General features: G+C 59.1%; 14 protein-coding genes. 6 read left to right on the top strand and 8 right to left on the bottom strand.

Translation table 11 applies throughout. The features are described from left to right. Positions 1-71: 71 nt before the first annotated feature. The 5 genes from GZH47_RS17350 to rlmN all read right to left on the bottom strand — a co-directional run bounded on the left by GZH47_RS17350 (position 72) and on the right by rlmN (position 8,444). Positions 72-1,535: a DEAD/DEAH box helicase gene (locus GZH47_RS17350; RefSeq protein WP_162642023.1), complete on the bottom strand. Its 1,464-nt coding sequence runs from the start codon at positions 1,533-1,535 to the stop codon at positions 72-74. A gap of 141 nt (positions 1,536-1,676) precedes the next feature. After that, entirely contained in the window at positions 1,677-4,691 is a 3,015-nt protein-coding gene (locus GZH47_RS17345; RefSeq protein ID WP_162642020.1) for an alpha-mannosidase, read from the bottom strand. Positions 4,692-4,833: 142 nt separating this feature from the next. Then, complete coding sequence (locus GZH47_RS17340; RefSeq protein ID WP_162642016.1) at positions 4,834-6,003, bottom strand: GntR family transcriptional regulator; 1,170 nt, start codon at positions 6,001-6,003, stop codon at positions 4,834-4,836. A 496-nt stretch (positions 6,004-6,499) separates the two neighbouring features. Then, a complete protein-coding gene (greA, locus tag GZH47_RS17335; protein ID WP_162642012.1) occupies positions 6,500-6,967 on the bottom strand; it encodes a transcription elongation factor GreA in 468 nt (155 codons plus the stop codon). A 415-nt stretch (positions 6,968-7,382) separates the two neighbouring features. Further along, entirely contained in the window at positions 7,383-8,444 is a 1,062-nt protein-coding gene (gene rlmN, locus GZH47_RS17330) for a dual-specificity RNA methyltransferase RlmN (RefSeq protein ID WP_162642009.1), read from the bottom strand. Positions 8,445-8,626: 182 nt separating this feature from the next. Here rlmN and GZH47_RS17325 point away from each other — a divergent pair, with 182 nt between their 5' ends. From GZH47_RS17325 to GZH47_RS17305, 5 genes are all read left to right on the top strand, one after another. Next, positions 8,627-8,884 (top strand): hypothetical protein, encoded by a 258-nt coding sequence (locus tag GZH47_RS17325; protein ID WP_162642005.1) that lies wholly within the window; start codon positions 8,627-8,629, stop codon positions 8,882-8,884. Positions 8,885-8,888: 4 nt separating this feature from the next. Further along, the gene (gene dnaN / locus GZH47_RS17320) at positions 8,889-10,031 is read left to right on the top strand and encodes a DNA polymerase III subunit beta (protein ID WP_162642000.1); all 1,143 of its coding nucleotides are present in this window, start codon (positions 8,889-8,891) and stop codon (positions 10,029-10,031) included. 163 nt (positions 10,032-10,194) lie between these two features. Beyond that, positions 10,195-10,770, top strand: a complete 576-nt coding sequence (locus GZH47_RS17315) for an Hcp family type VI secretion system effector (RefSeq protein WP_162641998.1) — start codon at positions 10,195-10,197, stop codon at positions 10,768-10,770. A 367-nt stretch (positions 10,771-11,137) separates the two neighbouring features. After that, complete coding sequence (locus GZH47_RS17310) at positions 11,138-12,448, top strand: phytoene desaturase family protein (protein WP_162641995.1); 1,311 nt, start codon at positions 11,138-11,140, stop codon at positions 12,446-12,448. 127 nt (positions 12,449-12,575) lie between these two features. Further along, complete coding sequence (locus GZH47_RS17305; protein ID WP_162641991.1) at positions 12,576-13,484, top strand: RNA polymerase sigma-70 factor; 909 nt, start codon at positions 12,576-12,578, stop codon at positions 13,482-13,484. A gap of 132 nt (positions 13,485-13,616) precedes the next feature. On the opposite strand, the gene GZH47_RS17300 is transcribed toward GZH47_RS17305, so the two are convergent. The 3 genes from GZH47_RS17300 to GZH47_RS17290 form a co-directional block, all read right to left on the bottom strand. Continuing rightward, positions 13,617-15,395, bottom strand: a complete 1,779-nt coding sequence (locus GZH47_RS17300; RefSeq protein WP_162641987.1) for a methyl-accepting chemotaxis protein — start codon at positions 15,393-15,395, stop codon at positions 13,617-13,619. Between the two features lie 242 nt (positions 15,396-15,637). Beyond that, positions 15,638-16,084 carry a hypothetical protein gene (locus GZH47_RS17295; protein WP_162641985.1) on the bottom strand — a complete coding sequence of 149 codons (447 nt, stop codon included), beginning with the start codon at positions 16,082-16,084 and terminating at the stop codon, positions 15,638-15,640. 2 nt (positions 16,085-16,086) lie between these two features. Further along, positions 16,087-16,968 carry a hypothetical protein gene (locus GZH47_RS17290; RefSeq protein WP_162641982.1) on the bottom strand — a complete coding sequence of 294 codons (882 nt, stop codon included), beginning with the start codon at positions 16,966-16,968 and terminating at the stop codon, positions 16,087-16,089. A gap of 195 nt (positions 16,969-17,163) precedes the next feature. Here GZH47_RS17290 and GZH47_RS17285 point away from each other — a divergent pair, with 195 nt between their 5' ends. Then, positions 17,164-17,670: a Crp/Fnr family transcriptional regulator gene (locus GZH47_RS17285; RefSeq protein ID WP_162641979.1), complete on the top strand. Its 507-nt coding sequence runs from the start codon at positions 17,164-17,166 to the stop codon at positions 17,668-17,670. The last annotated feature ends 42 nt before the right edge of the window (positions 17,671-17,712 follow it).

Here is a 17,712-nt window from a genome sequence, read left to right as displayed (position 1 = left end):
TTTGTACGATATTTCGTACAAAACCTCAGTGACCGGCTACCTCACGCGCTACTTTGCACCCCGGCCCAAAATCACTTATTCGCCTCATGCACCTTCAGCTGCTTCCCCTTGATCGTCGTCGTCTTCATCGCACGGAGAACCAGAGGCCCTTTACCGTTCAAAATGTCCACGAACGTCACATTGTCCTGTATGGCGATGATGCCGATGTCCGCCGCCGTTATGCCTTCCAGCTTGGCGATCGTTCCGACGAAATCGACCGCGCGCAGCTTCTTCTTCTTGCCGCCGTTGAAGTACAGCTTCATGATGTCTTGGCTGAGCAGCTCGCGCTTGTCCAGCCGCGGCGCTTCTTCCGCCTGCAGCTTCAGCTCGAATGCATCGCGGGCGGCTTCCACCTCCGCCTTGGACGGCGCCTCGAACCGCGGCAGCTCGAATCCGAGGTAATGCTCGATCTCGGCAAGCCGCCGCTCCTCCTGCGGTACCGCGAACGTAATTGCCTCGCCGCTCAGGCCCGCGCGGGCCGTGCGTCCGATGCGGTGCACGAATTTCTCGCTGTCCATCGGCAGGTCGAAATTAACGACATGCGTGACATGCTCGATGTCGATGCCCCTTGCCGCCAAGTCCGTCGCGATGAGGTAACGGAATTCCCGCCGGCGAAAAGCATGCATCACCTCGAACCGGTCGTCCTGCTCCATGCCGCCATGGATTTTGTCGCAGGAATAGCCGCTGCGCCGCAGCTCGCGGTTCACCTCGTCAACGGCTTCCTTCGTCGAGCAGAACACGATGCAGCTGTCCGGATTTTCCGCTACCGTCACCGCTTTGAGCAGCGCAAGCTTGCCTCCGTTCGCGACGATATAGAGCTTATGCGCGATCCGGTCGACCGCCACGCCCGGCGATTCGATCTCGATATGCAGCGGCTCCCGCAGATGCGTCCGGCACAGCCGGTCCACGTCATCCGGCAGCGTCGCGGAGAACAAGAGCGTCACCCGCTCCTTCGGCAGCTCGTCGATGATTGCCTCCACCTGCTCGATGAAGCCGCGATTCAGCATCTCGTCGGCTTCGTCGATGACGAGAAAACGAATCCGCTCCACGTCCAACGTACCGCGCCGGATATGGTCCAGCATGCGGCCTGGCGTTCCTGCCACCGCATGAACTTTCTGATGGAGCTCAATCTTCTGCGCGGCGAACGGCTGCTGCCCGTAGATCGCGACCGCCTTGATCCGCTTGAACCGTCCGATGTTGACGAGATCTTCTTTCACCTGCCCCGCCAGTTCCCGCGTCGGCGTCAGTACGAGCGCTTGCGGGCGGTTCTCCTCCCAATCGATCAGCTCGCAGAGCGGAATGCCGAACGCGGCCGTCTTCCCGCTCCCCGTCTGGGCGCGGACGGTACAATCCCGATGTGCCAGCACCCGAGGAATCACCTCGCGCTGCACCGGCGTCGGCGCCTCATAGCCGAGACTGTCGATCGCACGCAGAATATCCTCGCTCAGCCCGTAGTTCCGAAAATCCTTCCCTTGCCCTTGTTCCTCAATAGCCATATTCCGTAAATCTCCTTCATCCTCGTTCTTCTTATGCAACCAGTATACCCCATCCCTTCGCCCTGCGCTCGGCAGGCGCTGCCGCACAGCAAAAAGGCTCCAGCCCTCATGGGGGGCCGAAGCCTCGCAGTACCAATAAACCTATAACTTCACTTTCACCGTCTTGATCTCGAACGGCGTGAACTGCAGCCCATACCCGCCGTCGCCCTCCGAAGGGGACAACGTCTCCGTTTCCTGCTCCAGCAGGTCAGTCAGCGATGCCGACGCATGAGGCAGCCTTACGCGCAGCTGCACCGCCGCGTTCGCACCTGACGTCTCGTACAAACGCACGATCAGGGCGTCCTCGTCTTCCGCCTTCTTCACGGCTTCGATCATAACGCCGCGGCCTTCCAACGCGATTGCCGAGAACCGATCCGTCGGCAGTGTGCCCGTACGCGAGCCGCCAGCTTCGACAACGGCAATCGGCGTGTTGAACGCATAGCCCGCTTTGTAAACCTCAGCCGCGATAAAGTCGCCCTCGTGCGGCAGAAGCGCATAGCTGAATTGATGAACCGCACGGTCGCACACCGGATCCGGGAACGAGGGGCTGCGCAGCAGATGGACGCTGACCGTATGTCCGTTCGCGCTGTAGCCGTATTTGCAGTCGTTCAAGATCGCCGCGCCGAAATCCGGCTGCGACAGGTCGATCCATTGATGCGCGCAAATTTCGTCCTTCGCGTAATCCCACATCGTATTGCGATGCGTCGGACGCTTCATGTGACCGAACTGAATTTCGCAGTTCGCCGCGTCGGTGTACACGTTCAGCGGGAAAATCGAGCGAAGCATGCGGCCGTCTTCCTGCCAATCCGCTTCCGTCGCGAACGTCAGCTGCTTGCTGCCCGCCGTGAGCGAGATGCGCTGGGTCAGCGTGGATTTGCCGCACGCATACCGCTGCTCCACGATCGCCTGCGGGCCGTCAATGATAGCCTGCGATGCCGTCAGCTTCATTTGTTCGAAGCCCGCCGCCGCGTAATCCTCCGGGAAATCCCACGCGTCGCCGTCATCCTTGTAAATCGCCAGCACGTTCGCGCGCTCGCCCGGTGCCAGCGTTTCGCGTCCCAGCGCCTTGTCGTAGACGGAGCCGATGCTGCCGTCGGCAAGGAAGGCGACGCGAATCAGGTCATTCTCCAAACTATCGTTCGCCGCTTGCAGTTCGAAGGCCGGCAGCGTCGGCTGTTCCGAATCGACCACGGCATAACCCATCGCCGGAACGTCGACTTGTCGCCATTCGCCTTTGCCCGTGTTCAACCATTCTTTGCGTGCCCAAGGCAGCGAGTTGAACAGCACCGCGGCACGCGCCGCACCGGACGCCGTAACCGCCGACGCCGCATCCCGATAAGCGCCGGCCGCCAGCTCGTTCACTCGGCTCAACAGCTCTTCGTAGCGCGCAAGCGATTCGTCGAACACCCGCGTGATCGACGAGCCCGGCAAGATATCATGGAACTGATAGAGCAGCATCTCTTTCCAGATGCGATCCAGCTCCTCCGCGGGGTAGCTGCCAGTCCCGGCCGCAAAAGCAAGCGAAGCCGCGAATTCCAGCTCGCGCAGCGCTTTCTCCAGCTTGCGGTTGAACCGTTTATTGCGTGCTTGGCTCGTGAGCGTGCCTTGGTGCTTCTCCAAGTACAGCTCGCCTTTCCACGTTTTGTACCGGTCGCGGTTCGCATTCAGCTTGTCGAAGAAATCGATGGCCGGCTCTTGTTTCACCGGAATGAGGCCCTGCAGGTTCTTCACCCGCGCCAGCCGTTCCATATGCTCTTCGCCCGGGCCTCCGCCTCCGTCGCCGATGCCGAATACGACCAGGCAATGGTCGGAGACGTTCTTATCGTAATAGTCCCGTTCCGCCTTCATGATCGAACGCGGCAACGCCGGGCCGTTGTAAGTGTCTTCGGGCGGCAAATGGGTCAGAATGCGGCTGCCGTCCAACCCTTCCCAGAAGAAGGTATGATGCGGATGGTCGTTATGGATGCTCCACGACAGCTTCTGCGTCATGACGTAGTCGACGCCCGACTGCTTCAGCAGCTGCGGCAGACTCGCGGTGTAGCCGAAAATATCCGGCACCCACAGCATGCGCATGTCGAGGCCGAACTCCTCCTTGAAGAACCGCTTGCCCAGCAGGATTTGGCGGATCAGAGCTTCGCCGCCGGCAATGTTGGAATCCGGCTCGACCCACATCGCGCCTTGCACTTCCCAGCGTCCTTCCGCCACGCGTTGTTTGATCTGCGCATACAGCTTCGGATGCTGTTCCTTCACCCATTGGTACAGCTGCGGCTGGCTGGCGCCGAACACGTAGTCCGGGTAGCGTTCCATCAAGCGGAGCACGGTCGCGAACGTCCGGGCGCCTTTGCGGTACGTTTCCCGAATCGGCCACAGCCAAGCGAGGTCGATATGCGCATGGCCCACCGCTGTCGCCGTCATCGTCGGGTCGCCGCCTTGCTTCGCCAGCTCCGTGCCCAACAGGCGGCGCGCTTCGGCGACCGTCTCGTCCGACGGATTGCGAAGCAGCAAGCTGACATCGTACAGCGCCTGCATGATTCGCGCCGTGCGCGCGGACTTGTCCTCGATATGCTCGGCGTAATCGAGCAGGACTTCGTAGTCGTAATAGAGCTGGCGGACTTCCTCGCGGCAAATCGCGATGTCCGCTTCCTTCACGGTTCCGCTGCGGTAGTAGCCGAACAGGTCGTTATTGCCGGCATCGCCCCATAGATCGATGACTTCGCCGCCAGCGGCATTGTCCGCGACCGGGAAGACGCGTTTGCCCGGCAGGCCGAGCGTCAGGTCGAATTCCGAGTTGACGTTCGTCAGACCTTGCAGCGGCGTTCCTTCGTCATCGAAAATGCACAGCTCGCCGTTCACATCGAGCAGCAGCACAACCTTCTGTCCCGCAGCCGACTCCGGCACCTGACCCCGGAAATGAAACCATGCGCAATCCCAGCGCTCGCCCCATTTGTCTCCGGCGTTCAATTCCAGCCGCTCGCCGGATTCGCGTTCCGCGAATACGACCGGCTCCTTCGTGGCATAAGCCGTTATCGCTAGCGGCGCGACCTTCGTATAAATGCGCGACTCGATCCCCTGCAGCGTTCTGCGAAGGACGTCCATCTTAATTGGTGTATGCGGCATACGTTTACGTCACCATCCCTCTACTCAGTTGTATATGACATAATAATATATTATATATATCTAATAGATCAATTACTTTGTGAAAATAAAAAATGCACCTCGACCTTCCAGGTGCATTTTTCCGAACCCCCTGCATGCCCTTCTATCCGGCTGCCGGAGCCGCCGTCGTGTCCCGAACGACCAGCTCCGGCACGAGCACGATCCGGCGGTACACCGCGGTGCCCGATTCCCTGCTCCCGCCGCGCAAAACCTCCAGCATCAGTTCGCCCGCCTTGCGGCCGAGCTCGCCTTCGTTCTGATCGATAAACGTGAAGGTGCCCGATTCCTCCAGTTGTCCGCGGCTCGGATTGTCGAAGGCTACGATGGACAAGTCCTGCGGCACTTTAAGCCCCGCCTTCTTGGCAAGCGCGGCAATATGCAGGGCTAAGGTGCTGTTCAGCGCGATATAGGCCGTCGCGGCACCGCTTCCGATCGTTCGGGCAAGCGGATGCTCGGCGCCGGCCGCCGCCTGCGGCATGCTGAAATCCGTCATCAGCAGCACCGGATTAATGAGCGCGCCCTTCATTTTGAGCGCGTTCATATACCCGTTGATGCGATCGTCGACGGATACCGTCGACACCGGCGTATCCGCGCAAATCGCGATTTCGCGGTGTCCCAGCTCCCACAAGTGGTCGACGGCCAGCTTCGCGGCAAGCCCCCCGTCCGTATGCACGGTATTCGTCTCGACGCCAGGCAGGTATCGGTCGATCAGCACGAACGGGTAGCCGTTCATCTTAAGCGCGATGATTTCCTCATTGTAGACATCCGCGTCCACGGGAAAAATAACGAGCCCCTCCACCGTATCCCGCAGCTCGCGGATCAGCTCCTTCTCCCGCTCCTTGTCGTTGAACGTAAACATCGCGAGCAGCGAATAGCCCGCTTCCTCCACGGCGTCCCTCAAGCCCGAGAGCAGACGGATGGCGAAATAATCGCCGATAAACGGTACGACAAGCCCGATTCTAGGCCGCACGCCCTGGTTGGATGTCAACGGCGCCCGCTCCGTCCGATGCTCTTGGATATCGGCTTCCGCCGCCTCTTCGCTGTTGTCGGGAATGCCCTGCACATAGGTGCCGCGCCCCGGAATCCGGTGAATCCAGCCCTCCCGCGCCAGCTCCCCGAGCGCGTTGGCAACGGTGATCCGGCTGACTTCGAACTGCTCCAGCAGCATTTTCTCCGTCGGTATTTTATCGCCCTCCCGCAGTTGTCCCGCGCGGATCGCATCTTTGAAATGGTTCTGAATGCGGATATATAACGGCTCTCTGTCGGCGTTCATCTGTATCGCCCTCCGAATTAATCATTATATTCAATATAACATATATGAAAGGACAATGGTGATTGATTTTAAAGGAACTGAATTCGGATTGTCGGGGAATGTAGAAAATCGTTAAAACGCGGCGAAAAAAGAGGGAGGGGATGTCAGGTTTAAGCGAATGGACGTGGAAATGATCGCATACTTGCTGCCGTGAACGGAAAATGGGTTCAAAAGATGCGGATAGGAATGGACAGACAGGAGGCGGCAAGAACGAACCGGCCAGGAAGAGAATGATTCGATCGAGGAGTCGATGATTGTTCGAGCAGGGAACTGACCGGACGAATCGAAATCGAAGCGCCGAGTACGGAATGGACCGAGGAGAAACAAGGATCGCCTCCCCAAATAAAAAACGGCCGCGCACCACCGATCCCTTAAAAAAGAGGAACCGGCAGCGCGCGCCCGTTGAATCATCCGCACACGGTTTACGCCTCGTGTATCGCACACAACTCGCGTAAGTCTATTTGATTTCCAGCAGCTTGTATTCGATAACGCCCATCGGGGCATTGACAGTAATCCGTTCGCCGATGCCTTTGTTCATCAATTCCTTGCCGAGCGGGCTTTCGTACGAAATTTTGTTATCCGCTACGTTCGCTTCGGCAGGCGCTACGATTTGATATACAATCCGCTCATCGAATTCTACGTCATGCAGCACGACCGAAGAGCCGACTTGCACGCTGTCCAAATTGCCGCCTTCCACGACGCGCGCGGTGGCCAGCATTTTCTCGAGCACCATGATGCGCGTTTCCATGAAAGCTTGATCTTCCTTGGCCGAATGGTACTCGCTGTTTTCTTTCAAATCCCCGTAACTGATCGCCAGCTTGATCCGCGCCGCCAGCTCTTTGCGCTTGACGTACTTCAGATCGTCCAGCTCTTCCTGCAGCTTATCGAAGCCTTCTCTCGTCAAAATCATTTGTTCATTCGCCATGCTAACCGCTCCCGTTTCCATAAGATAAGTCTATTTTACCTTATTTCAGGTCAATTGTCCGTGAAGTCGCCAAACATTTGCTCCATCCAGTATAGGATTAACCAAAATCCGCGCGTCTACACAGCAAAAAAGACACCTTTCAAAGCGAAACGGCCGACGCCATCCTATTGGACGCGAGGCGCGTTTCATTCTGAGAAGATGTCTTGGCCGCGGATCTATCCGTCCGCTTCTAGAGAACGCATCATGTACGACCGCCAATTCCGGTCAAACTCCGAGCGGGCCACGCGATTGGAATACACTTGATTCTCCAGTCTCGTCCCTTTCGTTCTCGCCATTTTCCGCATCCATCCTCTCGAAATAAGAAACTTGCGTTATCTTATTCCGAGCGTATCCGAGCGGTTTGGACAGCAGTCCGTCAGCCGGAAGCCTTCATCTGCTTGCTTCGCAGCTGGCCGCAGGCCGCATCGATGTCCGTGCCGTGCTCCAACCGCACGCTGACGCTGACGTTCTGCTTCTTCAGCGTGTCGTAGAAGCCGCGGATGGACGACTGCTCGCTCCGTTGGTACTGGCTGTGCTCGTCGACCGGATTGTAAGGAATCAGGTTCACGTTCACGCTTGGGCGGCGGTCGCCGATCAGCTCCGCAAGTTCCAGCGCATGTTCTTCCCGATCATTGACGTCCCGCAGCAAAATATATTCCAGCGTAATGCGGCGCCTGTTCTTGCTGATGTAATAATCGATCGCGCCCATCAGCTTCTCGATCGGGATCGCCCGGTTGATTTTCATGATCCGCGTGCGGAGCTCATTGTTCGGCGCATGCAGCGAAATCGCGAGATTGACGCCGAGGCCGCGATCCGTGAATGCGATGATTTTGTCCGCCAGCCCGCTGGTCGAGACGGTAATATGCTTGGCGCCGATGGCCAAGCCTTTATGGTCCTTGATGACGTCGAGGAAATCGACGAGATTCTCGAAGTTGTCGAACGGCTCGCCGATGCCCATGACGACGACATGGCTGACCCGCTCGCCTTGCCCCGCCGCATCGAGGTACAGCTGCACTTTCATGATCTGCTCCGCAATCTCGCCCGCGGACAAATCCCGGCTCTTGCTGATCAGCCCGCTGGCGCAGAAGCTGCAGCCGATATTGCAGCCGACCTGCGTCGTCACGCAGACGGACAAGCCGAATTTATGCCGCATCAGTACCGTCTCGATCAAGCTGCCGTCCTGCAGCTTGAACAGAAACTTGACCGTTCCGTCCGAAGATTCCTGCTTCGTGTGCTCGGCAAGCGTTTCAATCGCGAAGCGTTCGGCAAGCAGCGCGCGGCAGTCGCCGTTCACGTCCTCCATCGCCTCGAACGATGTAACCCGCTTCCGGTATAGCCAGTCCCACACCTGCAGCGACCGCGATTTCTTATGTCCGTGCTCCAGCAGCCAGGCGGTCAGCTGTTCGAGCGTCAATCCGTATATGGAAGGTTTGTTCATTGTCTCCGGTCCTCTTTTCGCATGCCATACTTCCTTGCATTCTTCTAAATTATTGTCCCAAAATTCTACCGGGAACACAAGGGTATGCGAATGTTTTGCTAATTCGGGAAGGATGTGCTAAGTTAGGTATATCGATTAATTGAATTAAGTTACCTTAATCAAAAAAGAAATGAGGAGTCGCAATGCCCTCCAAGAAGCTAAAGCTGGGCGTTCCCGAACAAGAGGGCCAGCTGTCGATGCTGTTTACGAAAGGCGGACCGCGGACCGGCGCAGGGCGCAAAGGAATCGGCGAAACGAGAAAGTTGTCCCTTACCCTGCCGGAGACAGCTTGGGCAGCGATCGAAGCATTGTGCGAAGAGCATGCCTGCTCCAAGTCGGAGCTGCTTCGCGCGATCATTCACGACTATCTGCATGCGACGACGAAGAACGGAGAGGACTGAATCCATGCGCGTCGAAGTATCGCAAGCTTCTCTTCATGCAGCGCTGCAGCGCTTGTCTCCCGCGCTGTCTTCCAAGCCCGTCACTCCGATTCTGGGATCGATTCTCTTATGGGCAGATGACGATGGATTATCGGTCAGGGGCGGAGGCGGCGGCATAACCGTCGAGGCCCGCCTGGACGCCGCTTCCGGCGAAGCCGTCGTTCATCGAACGGGACAACTCCTCGTTCCTTCACGCAGCCTCCTCCCCGTCATCCGCTGTCTGCCTCCGGGCAGCGTTGCGCTCGAAAGCGTTCACGGGCCGGCGCTGCTCATACGTGCAGGCCATGCGCGTTATCGGTTAAGCGGCTTGGACGCCGGACAATACCCGTACATCGCAGTGCCGCCGCATACGCATGAGCTTCATTTTACGAACGCGCGGCTGAAAGAGATCATTCGAAGACTCGCATTCGCAGCCTCCAGTTCGGAAGCCCGCCCTATTCTCACCGGAATCTCCTGCAGCATCGATGCCGGTTCGATTGCTTTCACGGCCACCGACGGTGTCCGCCTCTCCTCCCAGCGCATCTCGCGGACCCCGCTCGCAGAGACGCCGTCTGCCCTGCGCACGGCTGTCATCCCCGCCAAACCATGGCTCGATTTCGTTAACCTGCTGGATGATGAAGGCTCTACCGCGATGACGCTGGGAACGGCCAGCGTCAGATTTCAAACGAATGAGCTGTGGCTGCAGCTTGCGCTATTGGAAGGGTCGTACCCCGTCCTGGACCGCGTCGCCGCCCAGGAATGCGAGACAACGATCACTTTAATGGCGCCTGACCTGCTGCGCGCGCTGGAGAGAGTGACGCTCCTTGCCGGGGAGCATCGCGCGGTGAAGCTGGCCAGCGATCGCGATGGCTTGGCCGTCGCGCTGACTGCGCGGACGGAGGGCATCGGCGATGTCGAAGAAAGCGTGCCCGCGCAGTCCGTGGACGGCCAGCCGCTGACGATCGCCTTTAACGGCAGCTATCTGCGCGATTTCATGCGCGCCGCGTCAGGAAGCGCGGTCACGCTAACTTTCTCCACTCCGAACAAACCGATCGTGATCCGGACAACCGACGAGCCTTCATCGTTGTTCGTGCTGACGCCGATTCGAACCGCGGGCGCCGCGCCTTGACCTGATCCGCGGAACCGCTTCAAGCCCATTATTCGAACGCGTTGAGGCCAGATTTCTCTTAAATTTTCACGTCCCCACTGTAGCGGAAATCCATTCCGATCGGTTATACTTGATACGTTATGTATCAAATAATCCAATCCCTATATCCAAGGAGCTGATTCGTTTGTACAAACGGTTCATGTCTAAATCCTTCATCATCGTACTCGCCATCGTCGCGGTTATCTGTGCCATTCCGGGGTCCGCCTTCGCCGCGCCCGGGTCGCCCCGCATTCTGTTGGTGCTGGACGGCATCAAAGGGGAAAGCGTGTTGAAAGGCTATGAGAACGCGATCGATATTACAAGCTTTTCCTACGGCGTAGAAGCTGCGAGCAATTTCACGTCCGGCGCCGGGGCATCGGTCGGCAAACCGTCGTATACCGAGTTCAATTTTACGAAAAGCGTAGATACGGCCACGCTTGCGCTTATGCAAAGGATTGCGCAAGGCACTGCCATTAAGCAAGGCACGCTCTATTTCATCAAAGACGACAGCGGCAAGCCGTATCTCACGATCAAACTCCAGCAAATATTCGTGACCGGCGACCAATTATCCGCAGAGGCCGGCAGCGGCATGTCCGAAGAATTAAAGCTGCGCGCTGCCCAAACGACGTTTACGTACGCGCCGCAAGGACCGGACGGCAGGCTGCTGCCGGGACAGACGCTGGATATCAATATTCCGAAAGGCACGGTTACCGCGTCTTAACGTTAACGTTCATGAAGGGCTGAGCAGGGCTTCCCTGTCCGGCCCTTTTTACGTTCCTCCCCATTCGTAAGTCCGCCGCAAAAAAAGCCCCTGAACCGGCATGCCTCGCGCCCGGCTCAAGAGCTTCCCTTCATCATATGGGCTCGTTTGGAAAATAGTACGGGTACGCCGTTTTATTCGCAGCCGCCCTGCGGGGGAGATCCCATCCCGGCCCGCCCCACGATACGCCCTGGACGGCGACAATCGGAACAGCATGGGGTACATTAGGGACAGGCGCGGATAACGGAAACTTTTTACGCGCGATCTGTCACAGCGCAGCCACCCTCCTCGTCATAGTAGTAATTGACGAAATGAGGAGGCACTTACAATGAAACACGCAGGAACAGTTGTCATTGGCGGAGGATTGGCAGGGCTGCTGGCGGCCATCGAAACGGCGAAGGCGGGCAGGCCGGTCGTGCTGCTGGAGAAGTCATCGCATACGGGAGGCCGGGGCATTTCCGTCCTTAAGAACGGGGCGCGCCTGAATCTCGGCGGGCATGCGCTCTATCGCGGGGGAGCGGCTTTCGCGGCGCTGCGACAGCTCGGCATCAAACTGGAGGGGCGCGCCCCATCGACGTCGGGGGAGGTCATCTGGAAGAACGGACTCGCTCCGCTGCCGGCCGATCCGCTGCGTCTCTTGACCTCCAAGCTGCTGCGCTTCCCCGGCAAGATCGAGCTTGGGCGGCTGCTGACGGGCCTTGGCAAAATCAACTTCGCGGCGCTCGGAGACACCACGCTTCGCGAGTGGGCCGAACGAGAAGTACGCGATCCCATGGTGCGCCATCTGTTCTATTCGCTGTGCCGGACGGCGACCTACAGCCGCGATATCGACTTCCAGCTGGCCGGGGCCGTGCTGCAGCAGGTGCAGCTGTCGCTGAAGGAAGGCGTGCTGTACTTGGACGGCGGCTGGCAGTCCATCATCGATCAGCTGCACGCGCTGGCCGTCCGCAGCGGCGTCGCGATCCGAACAAGCGCCGGCGTGACGGGCATCGCCCATGAAGGCGGCGCCGTGCAGGGCGTGCTGCTGGGAAGCGGCGAGCTTCTGCCGGCGGACAGCGTTATCAGCACGCTGCCGCCGGCCGATAACTTCCGGCTCGTCGAAGGCGCGGAGCATACCGCCCTGCTCCGCTGGAAGGAAGACGCCCGCCCCGTTACGGCGGCCTGTCTCGACCTGGCGCTGAACCGGCTGCCCGTGGAGAACCGGCAGTTCGTCATGGGGCTGGATCAGCCGCTTTTCTTCTCCAATCATTCGCGGGCGGCGAAGCTGAGCGATAACGGGACGGTCGTTACGCATCTGATCAAATACAACGCGCCCGGCGAACAGGATCCGCGCGGCGACGAAGCGCTGCTCGCGCGGACGATGGATATGCTGCATCCCGGCTGGCAGCAGGAGACCGCCGCCAAGCAGTTCCTCCCCAGCATTACCGTCGTGCACGACCAGCCGCATATCGGCCGCCGGGACCGTAAGCCGGGGCCGGCCGTGCCTGAAATCCGCGGCCTCTATGTTGCCGGCGACTGGGCATGCCACGGCGAGATGCTCGCGGATGCGGCGGCGGCAAGCGCGGGCCGCGCCGCGGCGCAGCTGCTCAAGGATGCGAAGGCGGGCCTTGGCCGCGAGCCGGAACTGATCGGCAGCTGAGATGCCTGCCGGTGCCTGCCGCGCCCGCATCCCGTGCCCATACCCCGTGGCTGTACCGCGCGATACCGTATCGTCCCGCACGCGATCGCGTCGATGACCGCGCGCTTGAAGGAGGCGTTCTATCAACATGGAGAAGTCCATCATCACGGAAGAACTGTACGCGTCCCATAAGACGCTGCTCTTCTCGCTTGCTTACCGCATGCTCGGGAGCGTTATGGATGCCGAGGATATCGTCCACGAAGCGATCCTCTCCTTGCAGGGCAAGCAAGCGGATCAGATCTTGAACCTGAAAGCCTATCTGTGCAAAGTCGTCACGAACCGCTGCATCGACCGGCTTCGTTCCGCGCAGAAGCAGCGCGAAGTCTATGTCGGACCTTGGCTTCCGGAACCGATTGTCACGGACCTGCGGGAAGGATCCGAAGCCGATGCTTCCCGCAGCGGCGACCCCTACCAGGCATACGTCCGGCAGGAATCGGTCTCCACGGCGTATTTGCTGCTCTTGCAGCAGCTATCCTGGGTGGAACGGACCGTCTTCCTGCTGCGGGAGGTGCTGCAGTTCGACTACGAGGAGATTGCCGAAATCGCCGGCAAGAGCAGCCAGAACTGCCGCCAGATTTTCCATCGCGCCAAACGCAGCATCCACCCCGCAGCGGAACAGAAGGCGCCGGCGCCCGGCTTGCCCGGCCACCGCATGCTGGTGGAGCAGTTCACCGCCGCGCTCGCCAGCGGCGACATCGGCAAGCTGTTGAATGTGCTCTCGCTCGATGCCACGCTGGTATCCGACGGCGGAGGCAAAGTGAGCGCGGCCGTCCGGCCCATCGTCGGACCGGCGCGCATTGCCAGCTTCTTCGAAGGCTTGCGGAAGAAACTGCCGCCCGACTTCGGCTTCAAGCTCGCGCTCGTCGGCGGGCAGCCCGGCCTTGTCACGTACGCGGGCGGGGCACCGGCCAGCGTCTTCTCGTTCCGTACCGAGCAGGATCGGATTGCGGAGATCTACGTCGTCGTGAATCCCGACAAGCTTCTCGGCGTTCGCTAAGGAGCGCAAGCAGGAAACTACCGCATGCCAAAAAGGCGCCGGATCATCAGATCCGGCGCCTTTCTCATCCATCCCGTCCGCGCCGCTGAAGCGCAGAACCATGCGCAGCCTGTACCGGCGCAGCGTTGAAGGCTATACCTTAAACCGCGCGACCGCCTGCTGCAGCTCGCTCGAAATCCCGCCCAGCTCGTCGGCGGTCCGCGAGACTTGCGTCATCGCCTCCTGCTGATCGCCGGCAGCTGCCGAAATCGTCTCGGCCAGCTCCGTCGTCTGCCGCGACAGCTCCGCGAGCTCGGCAATGGACGCCGATACCTGCTGGGCGCTTGCCGACATCTGCTCGGAAACCGAGTAAACGTCCAGCATCTGATCGGCGACCTGCTGAACGGAGCCGGACAAATCGCGAAAAGCGCCGCCCGTCTGCACCGCCGCTTGCTGCATCGCCTTCACCTCGCCCAAGCCGTGGTCGATCGCGGCAACGGCCGACCGCGTCTCCTGCTGCACGCGTTCGATCAAATCCGAGATACGCTCGGCCGACAGCTTGGACTGCTCGGCCAGCTTGCGGATCTCGCCGGACACGACGGCGAAGCCCCTGCCGTGCTCGCCTGCCCGCACCGCCTCGATGGAGGCGTTCAGCGCCAGCAGATTCGTCTGCTGCGTAACCGTCGAAATCATATGCGTCACGGATCCGATCTCATCGGACATGACGCGCAGCCGCTCCATCGCCTCGACGGCCTGCTCGACCGTCGTCACGACGCCGGAGATTTGCGTCATGCTGCTCGCCATCTGCTCGTTGCCTTCGCCGGCGCGCTGCCGGGCAACGCCCGAGGCATCCGATGCGGTGCCTGCCGATTCCGCCACCCGCCCGATGCCGGCGGCCATCTCTTCCATGGCGCGGCTGCTCTCTTGCGTACCGTGATATTGCCGGGCCGAGCGGCTGGACAGCTGCTCCATCGCGCCGGTGATCGAGCGCGAGGACTGGACCGACGTATGCGCGCCCGCCTGGAGCGACTCCGAAGCGCTCGTCACTCTTTGCGTCGTCTCCGCGATCTGCGCGACGAGCACGCGCAGATTCCCGATCATGTGATTGAAATGCTGCCCCAGCATGCCGATTTCATTGCGCACGCCAAGATCGAGCGTACCGGAGAGGTCTCCCCCGGCAGCCGCTTCGGCCTGCTCGTTAATGCGGTGGAGCGGACGCAGAAACAGCCGCACGGTAAACGACATGACGGCAATGCCCGCAAGCGCTGCCAATAAGCCGTAGAGCGAACTGCGATACAATTCTTTTTTCAACGTTTTGCTAATAAAGTCGTTGCTGAAATCTATCCCTGCATAGGCGACCAGCTTGCCGTGCCCGTCCTTGATCGCGCTGACGACGCTGATCCATTCGCCTACGCTGTCCTCATAAACGCCGGTGCTGCTGACGCCTTCCTTCTCCGACCGCACAAGCGCTTCCCGAAGCTTTTTCACGGGAACGTAAGGCTCCGCAGGCTTCTCGTCCGCATACAAATTAGCATTGGACAACAGATTCAGCAGCGCCGGCTCTCCGTCCTGTTCGATCCAATCCGGATAGAATAAGTAAGCGTTCTCCACGAGGTCCGACGCAATCGCGCGATCCATCTCTTCTTGAAGGTGCATGACAGCCGGAACCGTCTTATATGCTTCCTCGTTCTTCTTCAATTCCGTCTTCGACGTTTCAATGTCGGCCAGCTCGAGCATCAGCGGCGAGTGAAACATGCTCTCCAGCGCCACCAGCTCGTCAGAGACCCGATCCTTCTGCTGCTGATAAGAAAGCGTCGTAAGCAGCACGCAGATGATCAGATAGCAGGTTCCGGCGACAAACGAAATGCGAAAGGCCAAAGATCGAAAATAACTGGTAGAAGATCGGGTTTGTTTAAGCTGCGCGGCTGACATGGTTGCGTTAAGGCACCTCCGGTATCGTTCAATTCTACTAGAACATAACTGATAACGATTTATTGGTCAATTCTGTCAAAGAAATTTGTCGAAAAAAGATGAATTGGCTGCCTTTGGCCTTACACAGCGGCTAAGCATAATCAAAAAGCCGATCATGGACCAAAAAGAAAACCGCCCTCATGAGAAGGCGGCAAATTTCCGTTAGCATTACACGGCTTATTGGATTTTCTTGAACACGCGGCTTAACTCAGAGCCAAGCGTTCTTCTCCGGTTATATTTTGAACGGGAGCGTTGAGGTTGGCCCACAGTCTATTGATAATATTGTCGCTCTTTACTCTTCCCGCGAATCCGGCAGAGGTTTTTACTACCCCGTTCAGATAGGCATACGTTAGTTTCGAGCCATCCGACTTATGAAAAATAATCGTGTAATTCCCGTCTAACGGAATGGCGCTATCGTTTGGTTTGATCTCCCTTAATTTGTCGGCTGCATCCGCAATTTCCCGTTGGTCATTTACATGCATCACTTGCACATCCAGGTCTGTCGACGTTGGACCGGATGCATTATAAATGTCCATACTAACGACTTCGTTTGCCTCAATTGAAAATATTCTTTGATCTCTCTCTGCATAGACACCGATCAAAAGAATCGCTATCGCACAAATAATCCCCATATAATAGTACTTCTTCACAGTCAGGAGCCTTCAAACCGATACGTCCGCGACCATGTCAGCGTCTCGCCCGGCGCGATCCGGACTGGAGCGAACACCTCCGGAGATACGTTATGCGCCATGCCCCATACGGCGATCAGTTCGACGGGGAATCCGCAATCCTCGCTCATGCGAACGCCGGAAGGACGGTGCACCAGCGTCCAGCCGCTCGGCATTGCGCCTCCTTCGCCGCCGGGATACAGCCGTCCGTAGAAATCTTTTACCGGCACGCTTCCCCACTCCACGCTTTCCTCTTCCGCCCGGATATCGCCGACGAGCACCTTGAACGAGGAAGAGCGCTCGCCGGTAAACGCCAGCGTATAGTCCGGTCCGACCGTCTCGCCGTCGAAGCAGACGAAATTATGGGCATACTCATTGGTCTCGATCGGCCGGCTTCCGGCATTGAACAATTCATAGTCGACGCGCAGCGAATCTTGCTCCGCCTTCAGCCGCTTGCGGTACCGCACCGCGTACCCGAGACATTCCTCCGGATGCACGGTGAATTGTAGAACGCTTTCATCTTCTTGGTCGATGTCGACCTCGTAAGGCCTGACCTCGTAAGGCTTCATAAACTCGTAGCCCTTGTCCGATTCGCGCCGCAGAAGGCCAACGCCGAACTTCGGAAACCACTCTCCCGGCTTCGCCTCGTCATAACCGAGCGCCCGATGATTGCTGAATTCTCCGCAAAGCCCGGCCCCTTTGGTCGGATCCCAGATTCCCGGCAGCTCATACGCGCAGAACGTATGCTTCCCGTCCAATACGACTTCCGTGACGAAGCCCGTCCGGTCGAATCGCGCGCCGCCCACCTCGCCCGGATGCTTAACCGTGACAGCCAGCCGGCTGCTCCGCAATGTCAATTCTTCCATCCCTATCATTCCCCTCTGTCCGAATTTCTCCGTTCCACTTCTACCGAATTCGCTAGCCGCTCTTCATCTCCTGCCTGCGGAACGCAGGAGAACGCAAAAGCGCCCCGGCCGCGCTCTTGAGAGCGGGCGTAGGGCGTCATCCTTGCGGTTCTGATATACTGTGGCAACGAGTCCGATTACGAAAGGAGCCTGTCCATGCAGATTAACAAAGGCGAGATTCTGTTTCGTCAAGGCGAATCCGGCCCCCTCTTCCATCTGCGCAGCGGCCTGCTCAAGATCATGCGCACCCACGAGGACGGCGCGCTGCTTCTCGTCAATATCATCACGCCCGGCGAAATCATTCCCCATCACGCGTTAATCAGTCCGAATCCGTATTTCGGTACCGCCGTCGCGTTGACCGCCTCGGAGGCGGAGACCATCCCCGCGCCGGAATGGTACCAGCGGCTGCAGGAGGAACCCGCGCGGTGCCGGGATATCGCGCTGCTGCTGCAGGACAAGCTGCGCATGATGCAGCAGCGCATCGACCAGCTCTCCCAAGTGGCTCCTGCCGATAAACTTCGCAAGCTGCAGACATGGTTTCGTCTCTACATCGGCGAGGCCCCGCTTACGGACGTGCTGACGCAGGACGAGATCGGCCAGCTCATCGGCTTGCGCCGCGAGACCGTCAACCGGCTGCTCCGCGCGCAGAGGTCCGAGCGCTGAGCCGCCTCATGCGGAAGGCCGGCGCCTAGCACCGGAAGGCGC

The sequence above is a fragment of the Paenibacillus rhizovicinus genome, assembly GCF_010365285.1.
Taxonomy (GTDB): Bacteria; Bacillota; Bacilli; order Paenibacillales; family Paenibacillaceae; genus Paenibacillus_Z; species Paenibacillus_Z rhizovicinus.
Note: the sequence above shows the minus strand (reverse complement) of the source record. Positions and strands in the feature narration are given on the sequence as shown.

Coding starts and splice junctions, on each gene's coding strand:
- GZH47_RS17345 (WP_162642020.1), bottom strand. CDS start 4,691: ATGCCGCATACACCAATTAAGATGGACGTCCTTCGCAGAACGCTGCAG.
- GZH47_RS17350 (WP_162642023.1), bottom strand. CDS start 1,535: ATGGCTATTGAGGAACAAGGGCAAGGGAAGGATTTTCGGAACTACGGG.
- GZH47_RS17310 (WP_162641995.1), top strand. CDS start 11,138: ATGAAACACGCAGGAACAGTTGTCATTGGCGGAGGATTGGCAGGGCTG.
- dnaN (WP_162642000.1), top strand. CDS start 8,889: ATGCGCGTCGAAGTATCGCAAGCTTCTCTTCATGCAGCGCTGCAGCGC.
- GZH47_RS17285 (WP_162641979.1), top strand. CDS start 17,164: ATGCAGATTAACAAAGGCGAGATTCTGTTTCGTCAAGGCGAATCCGGC.
- greA (WP_162642012.1), bottom strand. CDS start 6,967: ATGGCGAATGAACAAATGATTTTGACGAGAGAAGGCTTCGATAAGCTG.
- GZH47_RS17340 (WP_162642016.1), bottom strand. CDS start 6,003: ATGAACGCCGACAGAGAGCCGTTATATATCCGCATTCAGAACCATTTC.
- GZH47_RS17325 (WP_162642005.1), top strand. CDS start 8,627: ATGCCCTCCAAGAAGCTAAAGCTGGGCGTTCCCGAACAAGAGGGCCAG.
- GZH47_RS17290 (WP_162641982.1), bottom strand. CDS start 16,968: ATGGAAGAATTGACATTGCGGAGCAGCCGGCTGGCTGTCACGGTTAAG.
- GZH47_RS17305 (WP_162641991.1), top strand. CDS start 12,576: ATGGAGAAGTCCATCATCACGGAAGAACTGTACGCGTCCCATAAGACG.
- rlmN (WP_162642009.1), bottom strand. CDS start 8,444: ATGAACAAACCTTCCATATACGGATTGACGCTCGAACAGCTGACCGCC.
- GZH47_RS17300 (WP_162641987.1), bottom strand. CDS start 15,395: ATGTCAGCCGCGCAGCTTAAACAAACCCGATCTTCTACCAGTTATTTT.